Genomic DNA, 19,332 nt, shown 5'->3' with positions numbered 1-19,332 from the left:
ACTGGTGAATCCCCAATCTTTGCGTAATCTCGACAGCAAAACCACATTATTCGGCTCATTTATCATTAACATGGAATGTAAAGATGGTGAGCCCGCCTCGCCAAAATGCCAGAATCCAAACAGACGGTGATATTTAATTCTATGAGTAAACTAACGACGCTGGCTTTACCCCTGCTGACAAGTTTATTGTTCAGTACGGCGGTATTTTCTGCGCCAGAAACGGAACTTCAAGACCAAACAGCGACTCCGGAAGTAACCGAAGCAACCGACGAGGCTGTCGAAAATCCAACCATTCCCCCAAGCCCAGAAGGGTATAAATTCAACAAACAAACCGTTGTGGATTTAGCCCGATCTCTTTCTAAGCAGCCGATGCAGGCTCCGCAGAAAGCCCCTGAGGCACTTAATGGGATGGATTACGAAACCTATCGACAAATCAACTTCCAACAAAACCAAGCCGTTTGGGGTAATTCACCCACCAAGTTCTCTATTCAGCTGTTTGCCCCTGGTTTTCTTTATCAAGATTTGATCGAAATTGATGCGGTGGAGAATGGCCGAGCTTTCCCGATTGAAGTAAAGCCAGATTCTTTCACCACACCTAACGATGAAATCAACCAACTGATTACTCAGGTGGGCAAATACGCTGGCTTGCGATTGCACTATCCAATCAATCGTAACGAATACAAAGATGAGTTTATTGTGTTTCAGGGGGCCAGCTACTTTCGCGCTGTGTCCCGGGGCCAAAACTACGGAGTTTCTGCCCGAGGTCTAGCCATAGACGTCGCCCAGCCAACGGGTGAAGAATTCCCAATGTTTCGCCATTTTTGGATCGAGCGCCCATCCACCTCCCAAGAAGCCATTGTCGTTCACGCCCTATTGGACAGTAAGCGCGTCACGGGAGCATATCGCTTTGGTATTTACCCAGGCTCTCCTACCCGTGTAGATGTAGAAGCGACGCTCTTTCCAAGGGATGACATTAAGCACGTGGGTCTGGCCCCGATCACCTCTATGTATATGTTTAACGGTTCTTTAAATCACTCCCGTACGGAAGACTTCCGTGAAGCGGTGCATGATTCTGAGGGATTGCAGATTCAAACAGGAAAAGACGAGCTACTTTGGCGTCCATTGAATAACCCTGAAAACCTTCAAATCAGCGCGTTCATGGACCAGTCACCAAAAGGTTTTGGTCTGATCCAACGCCATCGTCGGTTTGCCGACTATCAGGACCTAGAAGCGAATTACCAAAATCGCCCTTCCATGTGGATCAAGCCTTTAAATGATTGGGGCGAGGGCCATGTTGAGCTGGTAGAGATCCCGTCAAATTCAGAAGCCAATGACAACATTGTGGCCTATTGGCAGCCTAAAGGCGGTCTGAAGAAAGGTGAGCCATTTACCTACTCCTATCGTTTAACCATGACTAACGACACCCCTGTGTTGGCTGATAAACCCCACATTGTTCGTAGCGCTCAAGGTAACAAGCTACAAAATGACAACGAAGAAGTGGTGATTGATTTCAACAATATTGACATCACGGATATGAATACGATCGCGGTTGACGCAAGCATTTCTTCTGGAGAAATCATTGAAGCGCACCTAGCACCTAACCCATACCAAAATGGCGTACGCGCCTATGTGACGTTTGATCCAAAAGATGCAAACTCAGCAGAACTGCGAGTACAACTTCAGCAAGAAGGTAAGCCCCTTGCTGCCACTTGGTTATACAGATGGTTGAATGAATAATGGACGTTAATAGCAATAAAGGACATTACGCACTTCCTAACGAAGCAAAGCTCACCATGCCTCGTCATGAGGTGGGTGAATCGCGACAAAAAGCTAAGAGACAAAACCAACGTTTCTTTTTGACCACCCTATTGGCGCGTCTCTTTGTCATCGCTTGTACCGCGGGCTTAACGGTTTATGGTGCAAAAGAGATGTACGACGTACTGAATACGAACCAAATCACCTCCCTACAGTGGTTATTTTTGGGATTGTTCTGCGTGAACTTCTCGTGGATTTCCTATGCTTTCAGCCAAGCCACCTTAGGTTTGGTATTTAAGCTGTCACCCTTCCATTGGCGACGAAAAGAACAGGAGCCCGAGGGCGTCACGGCCATCTTGCTACCGGTTTATAACGAAGATCCTGTGCGCATCCGCGCCAGCATTGAAGCCATGCATGATGACTTGGTAGAGAAAGCCCCAGGGAAATTTGCCTTCTTTATCCTCAGCGATACCAACCGTTCGGAATCGAGCATTAAAGAGAAGCAGACTTTTTATCCCATTTTGAATCATGACGAATCCGCCTGCCCAATCTATTACCGTCGCCGCTTAAATAACGCCGAACGAAAAGCAGGTAATATTTCGGAATGGGTCACCCGTTTTGGGGCCGATTATGAATGCATGATCGTACTAGATGCTGACAGCCTAATGAGCGCTGAGTGTCTACAATCCCTGTCTCGTCGTATGGCAGCGGAACCCACCCTTGGCTTGATTCAGACCTTACCAACCCTGATTCGTGCTGACACCCTTTATGGTCGCATTCAGCAGTTTGCAAACCAGTGTTTTGGTCCCATCTATGCGGCGGGTTTAACCACTTGGCATGGTAATGCTTCTAACTTCTGGGGTCACAATGCCATCATTCGCACCCGAGCCTTCGCTGAATCCTGTGGCCTACCGCTATTACCCGGTGAAGCACCATTCGGTGGCCATGTATTAAGTCACGACTTTATTGAGGCGGCATTACTGCGCCGCGCCGGTTGGGGTGTTCGATTTGATACAGACCTACAAGCTTCCTATGAAGAAGCGCCGCCATCGCTCATTGATGTGATGGTTCGTGACCGTCGCTGGTGTCAGGGCAACTTGCAGCATAAAGCTTTTTTACCTGCTAAAGGCCTACATTTCGCCAGCCGTATGCACTTGCTAACAGGTATCTTCGCCTATTTCAGCGCAGTGTTTTGGTTTTCGCTGATTGCTGTCGGTTTCGCCTTGGCGGTACAGGCTCATTTTGTTCGCCCAGAGTACTTTAACAATTTATCTCTGTTCCCGAATTGGCCTGTCTTCGACTTCGAAAAAGCACGTTCTCTATTCATAGTATCCATGGGCCTAGTACTGGCCCCCAAGATCTATGGTTGGATCAGCGGCATGGTGCATTTGAAGCAGTGCTTCAAATTCGGCGGCCCTATCATGCTAACACTCGATACGCTGCTTGAAATCATCATCTCTGCCCTTTATGCACCGATTTTGATGTTCTCTCAGTTCCTTGTGGTAATGGACATTTTAAAAGGCAGAGACAGTGGCTGGGCTCCTCAATCCCGTGATGACGGAGCCAACTCTTGGGGTGAAACCGCCCGCGCCCACAGCTACCACACTGTTTTTGGTTTGGTATTAGGTGCAAGTGCATTGTATTTAAGCCCCCAACTGTTCTACTGGTCTCTGCCTATTACTTTTGGTTTAGTGTTTTCTATTCCCTTGTCTTGGCTCAGTGGTGGCGCGAAACGAGGCAACTTGCTCTCCAAACTAGGCCTGCTAAAAGGCCCGGAAGAACGCAAACCAACACCTATCGTTAAGCGCCTTGAGCAGAAGATCGCTGAGCTTGCTTCCTTAGAAGACAACTTACTGCAGCCTGAAGAAGCTCATGCCCTAGAGGCCTACCTGAACGATGTGCAGTTTTACCACTGGCATTTAGCGCAACTGCCTGAAGAGGAAGACACCAGCTTCAACCGCGATCGCATCTGCGCTGCTTGGCAAATCGAGAATAGCGAAAGCCTTGATGAGCTTCTCACCCACCTAAGTGAGAAAGAGTGCTTAATGATTTTGAAAAATCGATCGCTATTTATGGCTCTACAAAAGTTCTTTCACATGAGTGATGAAGGCCAAAAACAAGCCTATGCTTAGCCCAACCACTTAACTGTAAAAGGCCGCTTTCTAAGCGGCCTTTTTTTGTGACATTTTCAACCGTCAGCTTTCCATCAAGTTTGGCAGCATTTCGCAACTTAGTGCACCAATACCCAAAAGATAGCACAGGTAAAATGAAGTCGTCGGTTTTCGGGTTTACTACAGAGCGGGTTAGGTCAAAACTAAATCCCGTACTAAACAACGAGCAAAAAGGAGTAGCACCATGAAAAAATTCATGCCGATTGTAGCAAGCACGGTAGCACTTACAGCCTTCACAACCGCTGCCAATGCTGAGGATATGAGTACAAACGACAGTGGCCTATACCTAGGTGGTAACTACGGTTACCTGAAAGTCGACAATGAGGATGATTTCGACGATAGCAACGATATGTGGCAAGGGGTATTGGGTTACCGCTTTAATAGCTTCTTTGCTTTGGAAGGTGCCTACTCGGACTTTGGCGAGTACGGAAACAGTATTTCCAACGCAGAAACCACCGGCTATTCAGCGGCATTAAAAGGTACATTACCAATCACGGATACAGTAGAAATCTTCGCTAAAGCAGGTCAGCTATGGTATGAAACAGACTATAACGTGGCTGGATTTAATGGTTCAAACGATGACGAAGCATTGTTTGCAGGTGCAGGTCTTAACTTCAAGCTGTCTCAAAACCTACTGCTTAGCGCCCAATACACCTGGTACGACGTTGATTTGAATGCCGACGAAGCGGCAGATAGCGGCAGTGACACAGACTTTGACACGGACTTTAACCAAGCCTCACTCGGTCTAGAATACCGTTTCTAAGACACCTCATAAGCAGCATCAGCCTAGTTGGTGCTGCTTATCTATACCTTACTTATCTTCCCTTAATCTGATGTTGCCAACTGGCTCACTTGCCGATACAACCCCATTCCAGCAACAACACCGACAACACATAAAGCAAGCCACACCCATTCACGCTCTAATTCAGATATAGAGAGCAATCCACCTAACGTCACATTACCAAGAAAAGCCACCGCACCACCGACACAAGAGTACAATCCATAGTAACTCCCCAACTCGGACTTAAGACAAAAACGTGGCACATAAGAACCAAGCAAAGGCAAAACCAACATCGACCCTAAGCTAAAGGTCACTCCGTACCCAATAAAGTTGAGCCATGGGGCACCAGAAAACGAAACAATAAACCACAGAAATGAACTCCCCATCATGGCGATGCCCAAACCCATAGCACGGGCACTACCAATAGTGCGTGCTACCCAGCGGCTCACAGGAAGTTGCAAGGTAATACCCAGCACCGAGGTGGTCATAAACACCCAGGTAATCACCTGAGTCCCCAATGCACGGGATTCCACTTCCGCAGGCAAAGATAAGTACAGCTGGTGGAAAAACAGATGGAACGCACAGGCAAAGGCAATAAACCCCATGAAAGCTTTATTAGCAAACATAGAGCGCCACTGATACCAAAAAGGGAGCTCATTGGAGGAACGCTTTTCCTGATCAACCAGTTCTGGCAAATAGCGCCATTGGATCAAAAACAACAGACTAAAGAGCAAGGCAGCCCCAGTTCCAACCCAAGTAAAACTAAAAGAGGCTAGCGCCACACCCACTAATGGGCCTAAAAACATACCCGCTTCGCTGGTCCAGTTCTGCATGGCAAAGACACGATCACGGCGCACCTGATCCGGTGCTTCATAGGCCAAATAGGCGTTGCTAGAAGGGGTAAATAACGCCCCAGCCAATCCTGTTAAAAAAGCGCCTAACAACAATAGCGGAAGCGTCTGAGCCAAACCAAGCAAGGCAAAACCAACCACACGAACCACACATCCCAACAGAATAAGTCGCTTATAGCCAAGGTAATCCCCTAAGGTCCCCCCCACTAAGAACAACCCCTGCTGACTTAATACCCGTAACCCTATCACCCATCCCACATGCCATGGGCTCAACCCCAATGAGCGCTGCAAGTGATCCGCTAAATACGGCAGCAACATGTAGAAGCCTAAATTAAATGTGAAGCCATTAATGACCAGCACACGACCAGCAGCTGAAAGGAGTCGCCAATCAGCCATAAAGTGGTTTGCGTTCATGAAAAATACTGTGTTGGATGATTAAATCAAGCAGATAGGTACTATTGGATTTGACTTAAAATGGCATCAACTCGCTCTGGGTTAATCGCAATCTTATCTCGAAACTCTGGATAAGCTGCATCAAGATCCGCCTTATTCACCGGATCACCCACTTGGATTATCCCTACCATTCCCATCACCAAATGCGGCGGACAGTAGTAAAGCTGCAGTCCTTCCTCAGTCAAAGTGACCGTATAGGTTTCATTCAGCTTGGACTCCCAAGCAGTCTGGCCTTCTGGAGTGAGATAGGATTTCACATGATGTCCAGGATTCGTCGGAACAAATGTCACCGTATCGCCAACTTGAGCTTGCACAAAAGAAGGCTCAAACACCATGGGCCCCTTCTTGCCGAAGCTCAGCATTTGCACTTGCCAGTCCTTTGCCAAAACACTGGTGCTCATCATCAAGGCCACAGCGGCAACTATGATCGTTCTATTTAACAACATAACTAGATTTCCCTATTTCCCCTTTGCTAAGGGAGTCTTTCATATTCAAAAAAGCTGATGCGCCACGGCGCTGGGTACGGACAAATGGAATCCCCATACTATCCAAGGCCACATCTGCTCGCACCCCGTATACATCAAACACCAACTCCGGGGTTAAAATATCTTTTGGTGCCCCTTGGGCAACTAGCTCGCCCCCTTTTAACACCAGCAAATTATCCGCGTATTGAGCAGCGAGGTTAAGATCATGAAGAATCATAATAGACGTCCAACCATTGGCCTTCGTCTGCTGATCAAGGTGATCCAATAACACCTGCTGGAAATGCAAATCCAACGCACTGACAGGCTCATCGAGCATGAGTATTTTAGGTTTACGCATTAACGCTTGGGCGAACAAGATCATCTGACACTGACCACCACTTAAGGTTCGCACATCTTGGTTCGCAAGATGCAATAAGCCGATCTCATCCAGCGCTTGCAAGGCCTCTTTAATCAAACGGTCCCCAAGATTAAGGGACAAAGCATTAAGCTGACCAAGGAGAACCACCTCCAAAACACTCAGCCCCACATCCAATTTAATGTCTTGAGGCATATAGCCAAATTGCTGTCGCCAGGCTGTTAAATGCTTTTTGCTTAGGGTTTTACCCTCAAACTGCACTGCCCCTTGTTGAGGTGAGATATCACCAAACAAGGTTTTTAATAGGGAGCTTTTGCCGGTGCCATTAGGTCCAATGATCACATGAACCTTACCGGCCTCCAGCTCAAAGCTCATATCCTTTGCCAACACCAGATCATCAAAGGCCAAACTCAAATTTTGAACTTGCAACATGATTAGCGCCTCTTTCCTATGATCAGCCAAAAGAAGAAGGGCACCCCGATAATGGCGGTAACAATACCAATTGGAAACAAAGAGCCCGGAACGATTACCTTCGACAACACTGAAGCACTAGATAATAAGAAGGCTCCGACCAAAAACGACAAGGGCAGAAAGTACCGTTGATCTTCACCCACAAGAATACGAGCAATATTCGGTGCAACAATCCCGATAAAGCCAATGATGCCCACAAAACTGGTGGCAGTGGCGGTCATTAACGCCACCAGCACTAATGTCTTTAAACGCAGGCGCGCCACATTCACCCCGAGACTTTTCGCCCGTTCCTCCCCTAACCTTAGGGCCGTTAACTTCCATGAGTCCTTCATCAAGATGGCGACACAGCCAAACGTTACCAATGCGGTGATCGCCACATTGCTCCAAGAGGCTTTCGTCAGGCTACCAAATAACCAAAATAGAATCTGCTGACTCAGCTCAGGAGACGACACGAATTGCACTAAAGACAATAAAGACTGGAACAAAAACAGTAAGGCGATACCCGCCAAGATAAGCTGACCCGATGAAATATGTCGCATCATAGCCAACCCAAACAACAAACTAGCCGACAACATACAACATAAGAACGCCCCAACAGGAACGGCTATCTTAGCGTTCAATCCCAGCGACCCTAAATACAGCATCAAAGCCGCCCCAAATCCAGCTGCCGCGGCCATACCAAGGGTATAAGGGCTCGCCATGGGGTTATTCAGTAACGTCTGCATTTCAGCACCACCTACCCCAAGAGAGCCTCCTACAATGATAGCCATCAAAGCGATAGGTAGTCTCAAGTTGGTAACAATGACTTGAGTCGTGCTGGATACCTCCACTGGCACCCCCAAAACATTCAGCAAGGCATTGGCAACGTCCCCAATACCCAACAATGAGGGCCCCGTTGCAATATCAAAAAGGAAAGACAATAACAAAGCGACTAGCAGAGCCAACAAGACCCACCATCGCTTTTTCTCATGTTGACGCTGAGCAGATAAGGCGTCAGCTACCAAGTTTGCGTCCAAAATTTACCCGTCTTTTATCTAACTACCAGATTGGATCATGATCCACTTCTCAGCCTTACGGCTGGGCGTAAAAGGCGCACATTGTACCTTCTTCACATGGCGAGGGCTTCAATTGATTGGCCTTATTTACAACAATCACAATAATGAGAATAAGTTGCATCCGCATTTTAAATCACTGTAGAATCCCCGCAAGTTTTAAATAGAACTTAAATGCTACCGCATCCCTTCAATTCTCTCTGTTTTACAGGTTTATCATGCTACGCAAACAACTGAAAAAGTGGGCCGTTCTTGCGACCTTATTAACGGCTTCCAGCGCTTACGCTGAACGCATCACTATCACCGACGTATTAGATCGAGAAGTCACCTTTGAAGCGCCAGCACAGCGTGTCATCGTTGGCTTTTACCCTGAAGACTACATGGCAATCGGCACCGAAGCGGCCTATGACAAAGTTGTTGGGATGTCTAAATACATTTGGCAAGCCCGTTCTGCAAACTGGGAAATGTATCTTGAGCATCGCCCTTCATTAGACGACATTCCAGGCATCGGCCGAGTCGACACCAAAACCTTCTCCGTAGAAAAAGTCATTAGTATGAACCCTGACCTACTGATGCTGGCAGATTGGCAATACAAAGGCCTTGGTAGTGATATTGAGCGTTTAGAGAACGCTGGCGTTAAGATTGCCGTAGTAGATTTCAACGCCCAAACCGTAGAACGTCATGTTAAAAGCACCCAAATCATTGGTGCTATTACGGGCCAACAAGAGCGCGCCAACACCATTGCTAACGAATACGCGCAAAACGTTAAACTGATTACAGATCGTCTTGCAGAGGCCAATCTACCTCAGCCAAAAATCTACACTGAATACGGTGCCGCTGACATTGATGAGATCGGCTACACGTTTGGCAAAAACATGTGGGGAGCCATTGCGACGACCGCAGGCGGCGATAATATCTCAGCACCCTTTATTGAATGGTGGGGCAAATTGAATCCAGAGCAGATTCTTGCTTCTAACCCAGACGTCATTGTCATTACAGGCTACGAAACAGGTACAACAGACTCCTCCATGGTTATGGGGCAAGGTGTTAAAGAGTCTTTAGCAAAAACACGATTAGAAGGTTTTAAAGAGCGTACTGGCTGGTCCTCCCTATCAGCGGTACAGAATAACCGCATGTATGCAGCTTACCACGGAGCCTGCCGCACCATCTTAGATGGCGCCATGATTCAGTTCTACGCAAAGGCTATGTACCCAGAGCTGTTTGCTGACCTTAATCCAGAAGAAGCCTACAAAGACTTCTACCAAAAATACCTACCAGTGATGCCTGAAGGCACCTTTGTCACTGAACTGTAAGTCCCTGCAAAACCCGCTCACTGGGGCATTCCCTGGTGAGCCTATGTCTCATAAGTCAGTAAAAACCAATCAAGGAAGTTTGTAGAAACCCTACTCTCTGGGCTTTTAATCACGCTGAATTTTAGGTTAAGGTTAGCGTCCAAATTCATGCTAAGGATCTGCAATGAAAACCCTAAACTTACGCAATTATTCAGTGATTGGTCTTTGTGTTCTTGCTTCAAGCGCCGCGTCGGCTAATGGATTATCGGCCAGCACTTTTATCGGTTACGGTGAATCACCGTACAAGCACACAGACCCAAACAGCACGGCTCTCCCGCTTATCCAATATGAAGGCGATAGATTCTATCTAAAAGGCACAAACCTCGGTGCTTATTTAGTCAAAGAACGTGCCCAACAATTCAGCGTTTTCGCTGGTTACTCACCCTTTTCATTTGACCCAAGTGACAGCAGTGATGCGCAAATGCGTCAGCTCGATGAGCGCTACACGACAGGTGTATTTGGTTTAGAGTACACGCGATTCACACCAGCAGGTATTTTCTCGGCAAAGATAACCCACGACTTCCTTGATACCTACAACGGTTTCAATGCCGACTTGTCTTACGGTCTTATGCTCCCGGTTAGCCCAACTGTACGCATCATGCCCAAAGCAGGTCTAGTGTGGAATAGCGGTGATTACAATGACTACTACTTTGGCGTGTCTTCTAATGAAGCGGCTCGCAGTGGCCTAGCAACTTATACGGCAGATGACAGTATCACGCCTTACGTGAGCGTGATGACTCTTATAGGCCTTTCGGAGCGTGTTAGTTTGTCTCTAAGCGCCGACGCTCGCTTCTTGCCAGATGAAGTGAAAGACAGCCCAATGGTCGATGAAGACACTCTTTTTGGTGCCACCATTGGCTTAGGCTACGCCTTTTAAGAACAAATAAATGGATACCCAAAAGCACCCTACTGGGTGCTTTTTTATGCTCTTCGTTTGCTAACTAGCGCAACATGAGATCCAGCTCATCAACCACTGGAGACCACTCGGCGTCCTCTTCTTTCAATTGCTTCAATAAGCTAGCTTGGGCCGATGTCCAAAAATCAGCATTCCACAGCAAAACATCTTTAGGGATAGGGCCATTCTTGGCGATAAATGCGTCCACAGCGTCTTCACTCGCCTCCAAACCAAGCTGTTCGAAGAGCGTTTCAATTGAGGGGCTTAACGTATCCATGCTATCTCCTTTAAATCAATTTTTAATCAGTAAAAAGTCTAGAACACTAAACAAGAAGCTTCTAACGTCATCATGATCAAGAGCTTAGTTTCTAACCAGCTTAGCGACTGCTAAGTCCACCGCATCAGAACCGTCTGTTAACTCAACTATTTCCTGTTTGATGGCTGGCGTATCAATCATGGTCGCCAAAACTTTAGCCACGTTACCTCGTTTCACGCTGCCATAAGGCAAGGCTTTTGCGAGACTGATTGCACCATCTCCCTCCTCATCAATGAGCGTTCCAGGACGTAAGATCACCCAATCCAAGTCAGTTTCCACGAGGGCTGCATCGGCTTCTTTTTTCGTTTCCATATAAAACTCAAAGCCTTCTCCTAGCCCCTTAGTGCGCCCTGCTTCCGGGAAGGCAGACACTAGATACACGCGCTTGATGCCATTGTTTTTCATTGCTTCAATGAGCGTCTTAGGCCCTTGACCGTCAATCATAGCGGTCCTGTCGCGGCCACTGCCAGCAGCCCCAGCCGAGAACACCACCACATCAGCACCCTTTGTCAGCTCTGTTAACGTAGCAACATCCATATCCATCATGTCCCCAGCCACGCTGCTTACTTGGTTGCGCTGATACCAGCCTGCATGTTTTGGATCCCGGCTGAGCCCTGTTACATCATGGCCAGCCGCTACCAACATAGGGCATAACCGCTTGCCGATACCACCTGTGGCACCAATTACAAATACCTTAGACATAGAACCTCCTTATCAAATGGTTCATTCAATTTAGTCCCATTAAAGCAGGGCAAAATGCAGGAGGTAAGCAAGAAAAAATAAAACAATAAGAAGCTAATTTGCGCATTTGAATGCACCAACTAGCATTGATTTCAAAGAGAAAAGATATCGCACAACTGTCCCTGTTGTGCTGGACTTGAATCACAATTTAAAAACTGAAACAGCCTGCTTTAAATCGTTCGCTTGCTGCGCTATGGCCGCACTGGACTGTGAGTTTAAGGCAACCGATTCACTGGTATCAGAAGTGATTGCCCGAATGCTCTCGACGTTTTTGCTGATTTCATTAGCCGCAACAGTTTGCTCCTCAATGGCGCTCGCCACAGAGCCTGCCATGTGAGCAATGTCATCTACTTCGCGGATAATTTTGCTTAACACATCTCCTGTGATGGCAGCTTCATCACGGCTCTTAAGCCCCTCATCACGGCATTCATTAATCAATGCCACCATACTCTTAGTACGAGATTGCAAGGACTCAATGATTTCTGAGATTTCTACCGTAGCAGTATGTGTTCGGCTCGCTAGTGCCCTGACTTCATCCGCCACCACCGCAAACCCTCGACCTTGTTCACCAGCGCGCGCCGCTTCAATAGCGGCATTTAACGCTAATAGGTTTGTCTGCTCTGCAATGTCTTGAATTACGTTTAATACAGTACCAATACTTTCACTTTCCTTGGCCAATGCATCGGCGGTACTCATAGAACCTTCTAAACGGGAGGCAAGACTGTGAATATGCTCAATAGCTGAACTCACCTTGGCTTGACCGTCCGCAGCACTATCTTGAGTTGCCGTAGCTTTGTCTGCCGCGTGCTCCATATTGCGAGAAATTTCCTCCACGGTCCCCACCATCTCAGCAACCGAAGCAGCTACCATATCGGTTTCATCTCGCTGGCGATCTGCATCGTGGGCAGTCCGTGCAGCCGTTTTCGATAGCAACTGGGTTTGATCTGTCATATTGACCACAGTATTGTTTACCGATTGCACCACACTCTGAAAGCCTTCCAACATCTGATTAATGCTCTTTGACACCTCGCCAATCTCATCTTTTCCTTCATAGGCGACTCTAGTACCAAGATTGCGAGTTTGATCAATCTCTAACATTGCTCTCCTAATGATATCGAGAGGACGGCTGATAGATTGGCTAATGCGCCACGCAATCAATCCAGCTGACACCACAATAAGCGCAAACACAACCAACATAAGCATGCGAATTTGATTCAATAGCTCATCTGTACGTTGCTCCATGGCTTCAGTCATAAGCGCTAATTTGCTTTCAGTCTGCTGTATAGTTCGACGCATGACACCCATCTGGCCATCATTACTGGTAAGACCAATAGCCTGTTGTTGATTAACATAAACTGAGAATTTATCTTGATAAGAATCCGCTAAAGAAAGGAGAGATTGCTTACTATCGGCGGGAATACTAGCACTACGTAACTGATCTTTGAGTCTGGTTAATGTGCTTTTGAAGCGTTCAAGATACTTCATATCTAAACGCAACATAAAGTCTTTTTCATGCCTGCGTAACTGCAACATGGTCACCAATAAGGCGTCTTGATTAAACGCTTTTAGCGACGATTCGATATCATGAACAGCGCTACGTAAATCCCCCTCAAGCCCCTCGTCTTGATTGAGCCCCATTTGAACTGTGGCATCAACTACCCCGTTAAAAAGGCGTCGATACTCCACAAACAATTCCTCTAAATCGCTAAATTCAGAAGCTTGCACGCCTAGTGTCCCGAACATTACATTCAGCTTTTGCTGTTGCTGAACAATACGTTCTGCAACGTCGTCAAATTGCTTAAGATATTTCAGATCTTCCCGAGCTAAAAAATCTTTCTCATGGCGACGCAATAAGAGCATTTCTGACTCCTGTCGCTGGGACAGTTCTTTACCATCTATCAAATCTTCTAAATGCGCTTCAGCAAAGAAGAGGACAATGATCAGAGCCAACATTGACACTAAAACAACACAGGTATTTAACGCGAGCTTTTGCTTAATCAGCATGATGTCACCCTATAATTGGTTAACTTATACGGGTACGCATCCGTGGTGACCGCATACAGGCTTTTGTGTAAGCCTTTTATTTATCAGCCTAACTCTTGTTTTTTAAATTTAGATGAAAAATTAAAAACTGTGAAAAAATCTAATTGGAATTCTGGCTGCGAGCAATAGGCACTACATCCACAGTGCAGCACCTCTATTAAGATTCCAGTGTAGAGCGCTGGGCAATTCTAAGACAAGAAAGCAGGTAGAGAAGTATCACTGGTGCGGTTAAAAATACCGGCGCAACTCCCCAGTGAATCGAAAGCGGACGGATCATAAATAGGGTTAAAGCAACAGGCAGTAGTAACAATAATCCTCGTCCCACACTCAAACTTAACACATAGGACTGTTCACAAGCAGGACAACGCTGAGGTCGAAAAAAGCTTTTTCGTAGGGAAGATAAAGCAATGGGATTTTTACAATGTGGGCACTTCATAGGTCGCTCGCTTCGCCAATACAATCCATAAGACACACTCAGAGTATACAAAACTCTCTGGGCTTACGTCTTATGTTTCACCACGGGTCACTGATACTTTACTGCGCCAAAACGAAAAAGCCCCAGCGCTAGGCTGAGGCTTTTTAAACATCGAATTACTAATAAAAGATTAGCTTTACAGCTCTCGGGAGCCTAGGAACTCATCATAAGTACCTTGGAAGTGCTCTATTTTCTCATCTTTGATATGTAAGATTTCGGTTGCCAAAGAGGACACAAACTCTCGGTCATGACTGACGAAGATCAAAGTACCTGGGTACATTTCCAAAGCCATGTTCAAGGATTCGATGGATTCCATATCCAAGTGGTTGGTTGGCTCATCCATGACAAGCACATTGGTTTCTTGAAGGATCAGCTTACCGAAGATCAAACGGTTCTTCTCACCACCAGAACACACTTTCGCTTTCTTTTTGAAATCATCCGCAGAAAATAGCATACGGCCTAGAGTCGCACGCACCACCTGATCATCATCCCCTGGCTTACGCCACTGGGTCATCCAATCAAACAGGGTCATATCATTATCAAACAAATGACTACTGTCTTGAGGACAATAACCTAAGCTCGCATTCTCCGCCCATTTAACCGTACCTTCTTTGGCTTCGATTTCAGACATCAAACAACGCAACAAAGTCGTTTTACCGACACCGTTTTCACCTAGTACCGCCAAGCGTGCACCCGCTTCTAGAATTAAGTTACCGCCGGAGAACAAATGCTCATCTTCGTAGCTGTGACCTAGATTTTCTAGGATCAGTGCTTGACGGTGTAGCTTCTTATCCTGATTAAAACGGATAAATGGGTTTTGACGACTAGAAGGCTTGATGTCTTCGAGTTTAATCTTCTCCAATTGGCGCGCACGGGACGTCGCCTGTTTTGCTTTAGAAGCGTTCGCCGAGAAGCGCGCCACAAACTGCTTAAGATCGGCAATCTGTGCAGATTTTTTCGCATTCGCTGCCATCATACTTTCACGGGCTTGGGCAGACGCCAGCATGAAATCATCGTAGTTACCTGGGTACACACGCAACTCGCCAAAATCGATATCTGCCATGTGAGTACACACAGAGTTCAAGAAGTGACGGTCGTGGGAAATAATGATCATGGTGGACTGATACTGATTCAGAAGATCTTCCAGCCAACGGATCGAGTCAATGTCCAAGTTGTTGGTTGGCTCGTCCAATAGCAGGATATCCGGGTTCGAAAACAACGCCTGAGCCAACAATACACGTAGCTTCCAACCCGGAGCCACTTCACTCATAGGACCAAAGTGCAAAGACTCTTCGATGCCCGCGCCCAGCAAAATTTCACCGGCACGGCTTTCTGCACTGTAGCCGTCCATCTCAGCGAACTCACCTTCTAACTCAGCGACCTTGATGCCGTCTTCTTCGCTCATTTCTGGCAAGCTGTAGATGCGATCGCGCTCTTGCTTCACTTCCCACAGCTCTTTATAACCCATGATTACGGTATCAATAACGCTGTATTCTTCAAACGCAAACTGATCCTGATTTAGCTTACCGACACGATCATTTGGCGAGATAGAAACGTTACCAGCCGTCGGCGTTAAACTACCGTCTAAGATTTTCATCAGGGTAGATTTACCACAGCCATTGGCGCCGATCAGACCGTAGCGGTTGCCATCGCCAAATTTAACTGAGATGTTTTCAAAAAGAGGTTTGCTACCAAACTGCATGGTAACGTTAGAAGCTGTGATCATTGATATTCCAGAGAGAGATAGAAGGCGTTTCTAAAAACGCTTATTGAATTGATGGGCGTACTATAAAGCCTGACAATAAAATGTCCATGGAAGCGGCGAAAAAATCATCGATTTTACGGAATCTTCGAGGCAATTCCGCTTCATTCACATGCTAGGCTGGAATCTCGGACGGAGTGGTTTCTATATCAAATGCCACAACACAGTTGCGTCCATTTCGTTTGGCTTGATACATGCGTCGGTCGGCAATATCCAGTAAAACCGCCCCTTCATTACTGTCTTCTAGGGTGGCAACACCAATACTCACTGTCACTTGGATTGGCAGTTCTGCCCCAAAATCATAATGGCTTATGTCTTCACGGATACGCTCCGCTTGCACAGTCACCTGTTTGACATCTCCAGCCACCAACAAGCAAAATTCCTCCCCACCATGGCGATAGAGATTGCCACTACCGCAAGACTGGTTTAATTCACTGGTCAAATGACGCAGCACTTCGTCCCCTGCTTCATGGCCATAGTTATCGTTCACTTTTTTAAAGTGATCGATGTCTAGCAGAAGCAGGCCAAAGTTTTCACCTGACGCCACTCGAGCTGCAAAATCCCGCTTAAAGGCGAGTCGGTTTTTTGTTCCTGTGAGCACATCCGTTAAGGCTAGTTTTTCTAAGTCCTTTTCTATGCGCATACGGTTATGCTCATAGACAGCAGAAATCCCCCAGATCAACACATAACAGAGCCCAAAATTAAGCCGTACGGTAGAGGCGTTCAGAGCGACTTCATTATTCAGCTTGATACTCAAAACAATAAATGCGAGCACTAATGATGCCACGGATAAAACAAAGCCATCTCTAGCACCAAGGGAAAGGTAAAACAAAATAGGAAGAAATAAAGGCCAGACAAACAGACCATTCATTAGTGGTCGGGATAAAATAGCAAAACCAACGATTAGTATGAAAAGTGCGATGTACGCATATTGAAGAAATAAGGTTTCGCGACCTTGTTTAAACTTTCGGTAAATCAACAAAGAAAATAAAGCTAATCCCAGCTCAACAAGGCCAAGTACTGGCGCATTATTAAACCCCACATTCCAAACCCCTAAAATGACAGCAATGGTTCCCATAACGGTGGTAAGGCCCTGCCAAACTTTAATACGCAGTTGATCACTGCTGGTGGCTTTCAGTGGATCCATATCCGTTTCCTAACAAGGTGGGAAGAATTCAATAATATAAGAGTTTCTAATACAGCTTTGTCTAATCCGATAATACATGGCTGATTCGCCAAATCAAAGGTTAACCCATCGTACAAATAAAAAAGCTCCGAAAATCGGAGCTTTTAATAGAGTTTTGACGAAGATCACAGACGAAATGTCATACACAAGATGTCTTTAATCTTACGATCAATGTCTATGCCCGCCGCATCAAAATCCGCACGTTCAGCTTGATAGAGTAATGGCTTCACTTCACGCAGTTTTTTAATACCTTGTGGGTCCTCTGTCAGTAAGACAGAGACATACGAAAACGCATCATAGTACGCAAATGCTTGTTCACGTAACGCATTTAAGTAGGAATCGACACTCTCCTCTCCAAACACTTGCTTTAGAGCCGCCACGGCACCATAGATGGCCACCCCTTCAGCCAAAGCTGTCGTGTCCTGTTTTTCATACCCTAATGGATACAAACCACGGGTCATTTCTTGAATCACATCTGCCAACAACATCACGTCATTCGTAAAGCTGCGTGCTGGCATTTGCAAAGTATAACGGTAGGGCTGCTCAGGATGCTTGTATAGCACTTGTGGCTTTGCGATATCATCACTTACTTCAAAGCCATCAAATTGAGCTTCTTGTGCGGCAGGTCCAAAAAGAAACTCTACTGCAGGCAACCAAGCCTCACGTAGCTTGGCTAATTTTTCAACTTGAGTCATTTGAGTCTCAGACACAGTCTTGTCCTCATGGTGTTAGACAGTTCACAGCCCCAACAGGGGGCTGTTTTTAAGATGGAGGAACCTTATCACACTCACCCTATGGGGGTGAAAAAGCCCAATGAAAAGATCAATGTGCTTTGGGGTTAATCAGATTATTTACGATGGGCTAATGCGGTTTTAGAGCAATCACCTTCAATACGGTGTTTCTCCTGCTCTAAAATCTCCTCTGTAAATTGCCCCATAAAGCAGCAACACACCCCTTCGCCAATCATGGTGCGTGGTCCCATTGGATGACCGATATGCTTATACACGCCATGGTGATGACCGTGGTCATGGCTATGATGGGAATGGCTATGCCCATGATTATGGGAATGGCTGTGGCTGTGGCTGTGGCTGTGGCCGTGATCATGAGAGTGACTATGGCTGTGGCCATGAGAATGACTGTGGCCGTGATCATGGGCTGTGACAGACGTAATCTGACCAAAAGCTTGGTCATGCTTTTGATCTGACTCAGATACCCCTTGGGTATCGTCTTCTGGATCAACATATTCCGCATGGTGGTGGTGTACATCCACCTCACCCGCTGCCAGGCGACGCTTAAATGAGCTCATCAAGGTTTCTTGATGGCCCTTTTGCAAGGAGCCATCCATGATTTCTTGCACTCGATTTTCAAAGGCATCGATCACTCGCTCATGATCACTTAAATAATGGGCTTGGATAAATTCAATAGCAGGATTCTCTTGAGCAACCTTGTCTACATACCCTTGAATACGCTTGATCAAACGGCCAGTAAAGAGGAAGTATGGGGCCACAACAATACGTTTAAAGCCTAGTTTCATTAGCTTTTCTAAACCAACCCCAACAGAAGGATACGTCACCCCTGAATACACGGTATCCGCCCAGCCAAAGCCCATGTTTTCATTCACAATACGGGTGAGTTTAGCCGCCTCAGCGTTTGCATACGTATCTGAAGTACCACGGCCAACCACCACTAACATGGTGTCATACAGAGTTTCAGGTGGGTTCTCAGGATCGAGTCCAAGAGACTCATAAATGCGGGCCTGAAACGCCTCAATCATATCCTCTTGTAACCCCAACTCACGACCATAATGCATGCCCATACCAGGTGTTTTCTCTTGGAATGTGGTCAGCACCGAAGGGATATCGTTTTTCGCATGGGTGGCCGCAAACAGCATGCCGGGGATGGCATAGATGTCATTGACCCCTTGCTTCAACAGGCTGTTTAACCCCATATGAATATTAGGGGCAGAAAACTCTAAAAAGCCGTATTCCACCGGCAGGTCTGGAAACCGAGCTTTCAGTCCCGCTGCGACTAAGCCAAACTCTCGTTCTGCATCTTTGTCACGGCTACCGTGCCCGCAAATCATAATGCCTTTCTTTTTGGCTTGTTCAGTAGTACTCATGCTTTCTCTCTGCTTTGATTAACGCTTTTGTGGCGACATATTAACGCCAAATAAAGGATGCGCAAGGGG

At 46.5% G+C, this 19,332-nt stretch carries 16 protein-coding genes; 5 read left to right on the top strand and 11 right to left on the bottom strand.

The genetic code is table 11. The annotated features are described in order from the left end of the window. Positions 1 to 141 precede the first annotated feature (141 nt). The 3 genes from ACFQ45_RS14650 (at position 142) to ACFQ45_RS14640 (ending at position 4,689) form a co-directional block, all read left to right on the top strand. Entirely contained in the window at positions 142 to 1,737 is a 1,596-nt protein-coding gene (locus ACFQ45_RS14650; RefSeq protein ID WP_377368995.1) for a glucan biosynthesis protein G, read from the top strand. Beyond that, positions 1,737 to 3,887 carry a glucans biosynthesis glucosyltransferase MdoH gene (mdoH, locus tag ACFQ45_RS14645; RefSeq protein WP_377368993.1) on the top strand — a complete coding sequence of 717 codons (2,151 nt, stop codon included), beginning with the start codon at positions 1,737 to 1,739 and terminating at the stop codon, positions 3,885 to 3,887. Before ACFQ45_RS14650 ends, mdoH begins: the two co-directional genes overlap by 1 nt. A gap of 223 nt (positions 3,888 to 4,110) precedes the next feature. Then, complete coding sequence (locus tag ACFQ45_RS14640; RefSeq protein ID WP_377368991.1) at positions 4,111 to 4,689, top strand: porin family protein; 579 nt, start codon at positions 4,111 to 4,113, stop codon at positions 4,687 to 4,689. Positions 4,690 to 4,751: 62 nt separating this feature from the next. Here the strand turns inward: ACFQ45_RS14640 and ACFQ45_RS14635 are convergent, their stop codons facing one another. The 4 genes from ACFQ45_RS14635 to ACFQ45_RS14620 are packed head-to-tail and all read right to left on the bottom strand — an operon-like array spanning position 4,752 to position 8,338. Next, entirely contained in the window at positions 4,752 to 5,972 is a 1,221-nt protein-coding gene (locus tag ACFQ45_RS14635) for an MFS transporter (RefSeq protein ID WP_377368989.1), read from the bottom strand. A gap of 41 nt (positions 5,973 to 6,013) precedes the next feature. Further along, positions 6,014 to 6,457 carry a pseudoazurin gene (locus ACFQ45_RS14630; protein ID WP_377368987.1) on the bottom strand — a complete coding sequence of 148 codons (444 nt, stop codon included), beginning with the start codon at positions 6,455 to 6,457 and terminating at the stop codon, positions 6,014 to 6,016. Continuing rightward, positions 6,444 to 7,283: an ABC transporter ATP-binding protein gene (locus ACFQ45_RS14625; protein WP_377368985.1), complete on the bottom strand. Its 840-nt coding sequence runs from the start codon at positions 7,281 to 7,283 to the stop codon at positions 6,444 to 6,446. The genes ACFQ45_RS14630 and ACFQ45_RS14625 overlap by 14 nt, the downstream gene beginning before the upstream one ends. Positions 7,284 to 7,285: 2 nt before the next feature. Beyond that, positions 7,286 to 8,338 carry a FecCD family ABC transporter permease gene (locus ACFQ45_RS14620; protein ID WP_377368983.1) on the bottom strand — a complete coding sequence of 351 codons (1,053 nt, stop codon included), beginning with the start codon at positions 8,336 to 8,338 and terminating at the stop codon, positions 7,286 to 7,288. 254 nt (positions 8,339 to 8,592) lie between these two features. Here ACFQ45_RS14620 and ACFQ45_RS14615 point away from each other — a divergent pair, with 254 nt between their 5' ends. Together ACFQ45_RS14615 and ACFQ45_RS14610 are read left to right on the top strand one after the other, a co-directional pair. Then, positions 8,593 to 9,687 (top strand): ABC transporter substrate-binding protein, encoded by a 1,095-nt coding sequence (locus ACFQ45_RS14615; protein ID WP_377368981.1) that lies wholly within the window; start codon positions 8,593 to 8,595, stop codon positions 9,685 to 9,687. 163 nt (positions 9,688 to 9,850) lie between these two features. After that, positions 9,851 to 10,603: a MipA/OmpV family protein gene (locus ACFQ45_RS14610; RefSeq protein WP_377368979.1), complete on the top strand. Its 753-nt coding sequence runs from the start codon at positions 9,851 to 9,853 to the stop codon at positions 10,601 to 10,603. Positions 10,604 to 10,667: 64 nt separating this feature from the next. Here the strand turns inward: ACFQ45_RS14610 and ACFQ45_RS14605 are convergent, their stop codons facing one another. From ACFQ45_RS14605 to ACFQ45_RS14575, 7 genes are all read right to left on the bottom strand, one after another. Then, on the bottom strand, positions 10,668 to 10,898 hold the full coding sequence (locus tag ACFQ45_RS14605; protein WP_377368978.1) for a DUF2789 domain-containing protein: 231 nt from the start codon (positions 10,896 to 10,898) through the stop codon (positions 10,668 to 10,670). A gap of 84 nt (positions 10,899 to 10,982) precedes the next feature. Then, on the bottom strand, positions 10,983 to 11,639 hold the full coding sequence (locus tag ACFQ45_RS14600) for an NAD(P)H-binding protein (RefSeq protein ID WP_377368976.1): 657 nt from the start codon (positions 11,637 to 11,639) through the stop codon (positions 10,983 to 10,985). Positions 11,640 to 11,819: 180 nt separating this feature from the next. After that, positions 11,820 to 13,682: a methyl-accepting chemotaxis protein gene (locus ACFQ45_RS14595; protein WP_377368974.1), complete on the bottom strand. Its 1,863-nt coding sequence runs from the start codon at positions 13,680 to 13,682 to the stop codon at positions 11,820 to 11,822. Between the two features lie 650 nt (positions 13,683 to 14,332). Further along, a complete protein-coding gene (locus ACFQ45_RS14590; protein WP_377368972.1) occupies positions 14,333 to 15,922 on the bottom strand; it encodes an ABC-F family ATPase in 1,590 nt (529 codons plus the stop codon). A 151-nt stretch (positions 15,923 to 16,073) separates the two neighbouring features. Further along, entirely contained in the window at positions 16,074 to 17,105 is a 1,032-nt protein-coding gene (locus ACFQ45_RS14585; protein ID WP_377368970.1) for a GGDEF domain-containing protein, read from the bottom strand. Positions 17,106 to 17,269: 164 nt separating this feature from the next. Continuing rightward, complete coding sequence (locus tag ACFQ45_RS14580) at positions 17,270 to 17,854, bottom strand: hypothetical protein (protein ID WP_377368968.1); 585 nt, start codon at positions 17,852 to 17,854, stop codon at positions 17,270 to 17,272. Between the two features lie 137 nt (positions 17,855 to 17,991). Further along, positions 17,992 to 19,263, bottom strand: a complete 1,272-nt coding sequence (locus ACFQ45_RS14575) for a sirohydrochlorin chelatase (RefSeq protein WP_377368966.1) — start codon at positions 19,261 to 19,263, stop codon at positions 17,992 to 17,994. Between the last annotated feature and the right edge of the window lie 69 nt (positions 19,264 to 19,332).

The sequence above is a fragment of the Rhodanobacter aciditrophus genome (assembly GCF_042679525.1).
Classification (GTDB): domain Bacteria; phylum Pseudomonadota; class Gammaproteobacteria; order Pseudomonadales; family Marinomonadaceae; genus Marinomonas; species Marinomonas aciditrophus.
This window is presented reverse-complemented; position numbering and strand designations above follow the sequence as displayed.

What these genes read in the sequence shown, in the direction of transcription:
- ACFQ45_RS14615 (WP_377368981.1), top strand. Translation starts at nt 8,593, where the DNA reads ATGCTACGCAAACAACTGAAAAAGTGGGCCGTTCTTGCGACCTTATTA.
- ACFQ45_RS14610 (WP_377368979.1), top strand. Translation starts at nt 9,851, where the DNA reads ATGAAAACCCTAAACTTACGCAATTATTCAGTGATTGGTCTTTGTGTT.
- mdoH (WP_377368993.1), top strand. Translation starts at nt 1,737, where the DNA reads ATGGACGTTAATAGCAATAAAGGACATTACGCACTTCCTAACGAAGCA.
- ACFQ45_RS14630 (WP_377368987.1), bottom strand. Translation starts at nt 6,457, where the DNA reads ATGTTGTTAAATAGAACGATCATAGTTGCCGCTGTGGCCTTGATGATG.
- ACFQ45_RS14575 (WP_377368966.1), bottom strand. Translation starts at nt 19,263, where the DNA reads ATGAGTACTACTGAACAAGCCAAAAAGAAAGGCATTATGATTTGCGGG.
- ACFQ45_RS14640 (WP_377368991.1), top strand. Translation starts at nt 4,111, where the DNA reads ATGAAAAAATTCATGCCGATTGTAGCAAGCACGGTAGCACTTACAGCC.
- ACFQ45_RS14585 (WP_377368970.1), bottom strand. Translation starts at nt 17,105, where the DNA reads ATGGATCCACTGAAAGCCACCAGCAGTGATCAACTGCGTATTAAAGTT.
- ACFQ45_RS14605 (WP_377368978.1), bottom strand. Translation starts at nt 10,898, where the DNA reads ATGGATACGTTAAGCCCCTCAATTGAAACGCTCTTCGAACAGCTTGGT.
- ACFQ45_RS14625 (WP_377368985.1), bottom strand. Translation starts at nt 7,283, where the DNA reads ATGTTGCAAGTTCAAAATTTGAGTTTGGCCTTTGATGATCTGGTGTTG.
- ACFQ45_RS14650 (WP_377368995.1), top strand. Translation starts at nt 142, where the DNA reads ATGAGTAAACTAACGACGCTGGCTTTACCCCTGCTGACAAGTTTATTG.
- ACFQ45_RS14590 (WP_377368972.1), bottom strand. Translation starts at nt 15,922, where the DNA reads ATGATCACAGCTTCTAACGTTACCATGCAGTTTGGTAGCAAACCTCTT.
- ACFQ45_RS14600 (WP_377368976.1), bottom strand. Translation starts at nt 11,639, where the DNA reads ATGTCTAAGGTATTTGTAATTGGTGCCACAGGTGGTATCGGCAAGCGG.
- ACFQ45_RS14595 (WP_377368974.1), bottom strand. Translation starts at nt 13,682, where the DNA reads ATGCTGATTAAGCAAAAGCTCGCGTTAAATACCTGTGTTGTTTTAGTG.
- ACFQ45_RS14635 (WP_377368989.1), bottom strand. Translation starts at nt 5,972, where the DNA reads ATGAACGCAAACCACTTTATGGCTGATTGGCGACTCCTTTCAGCTGCT.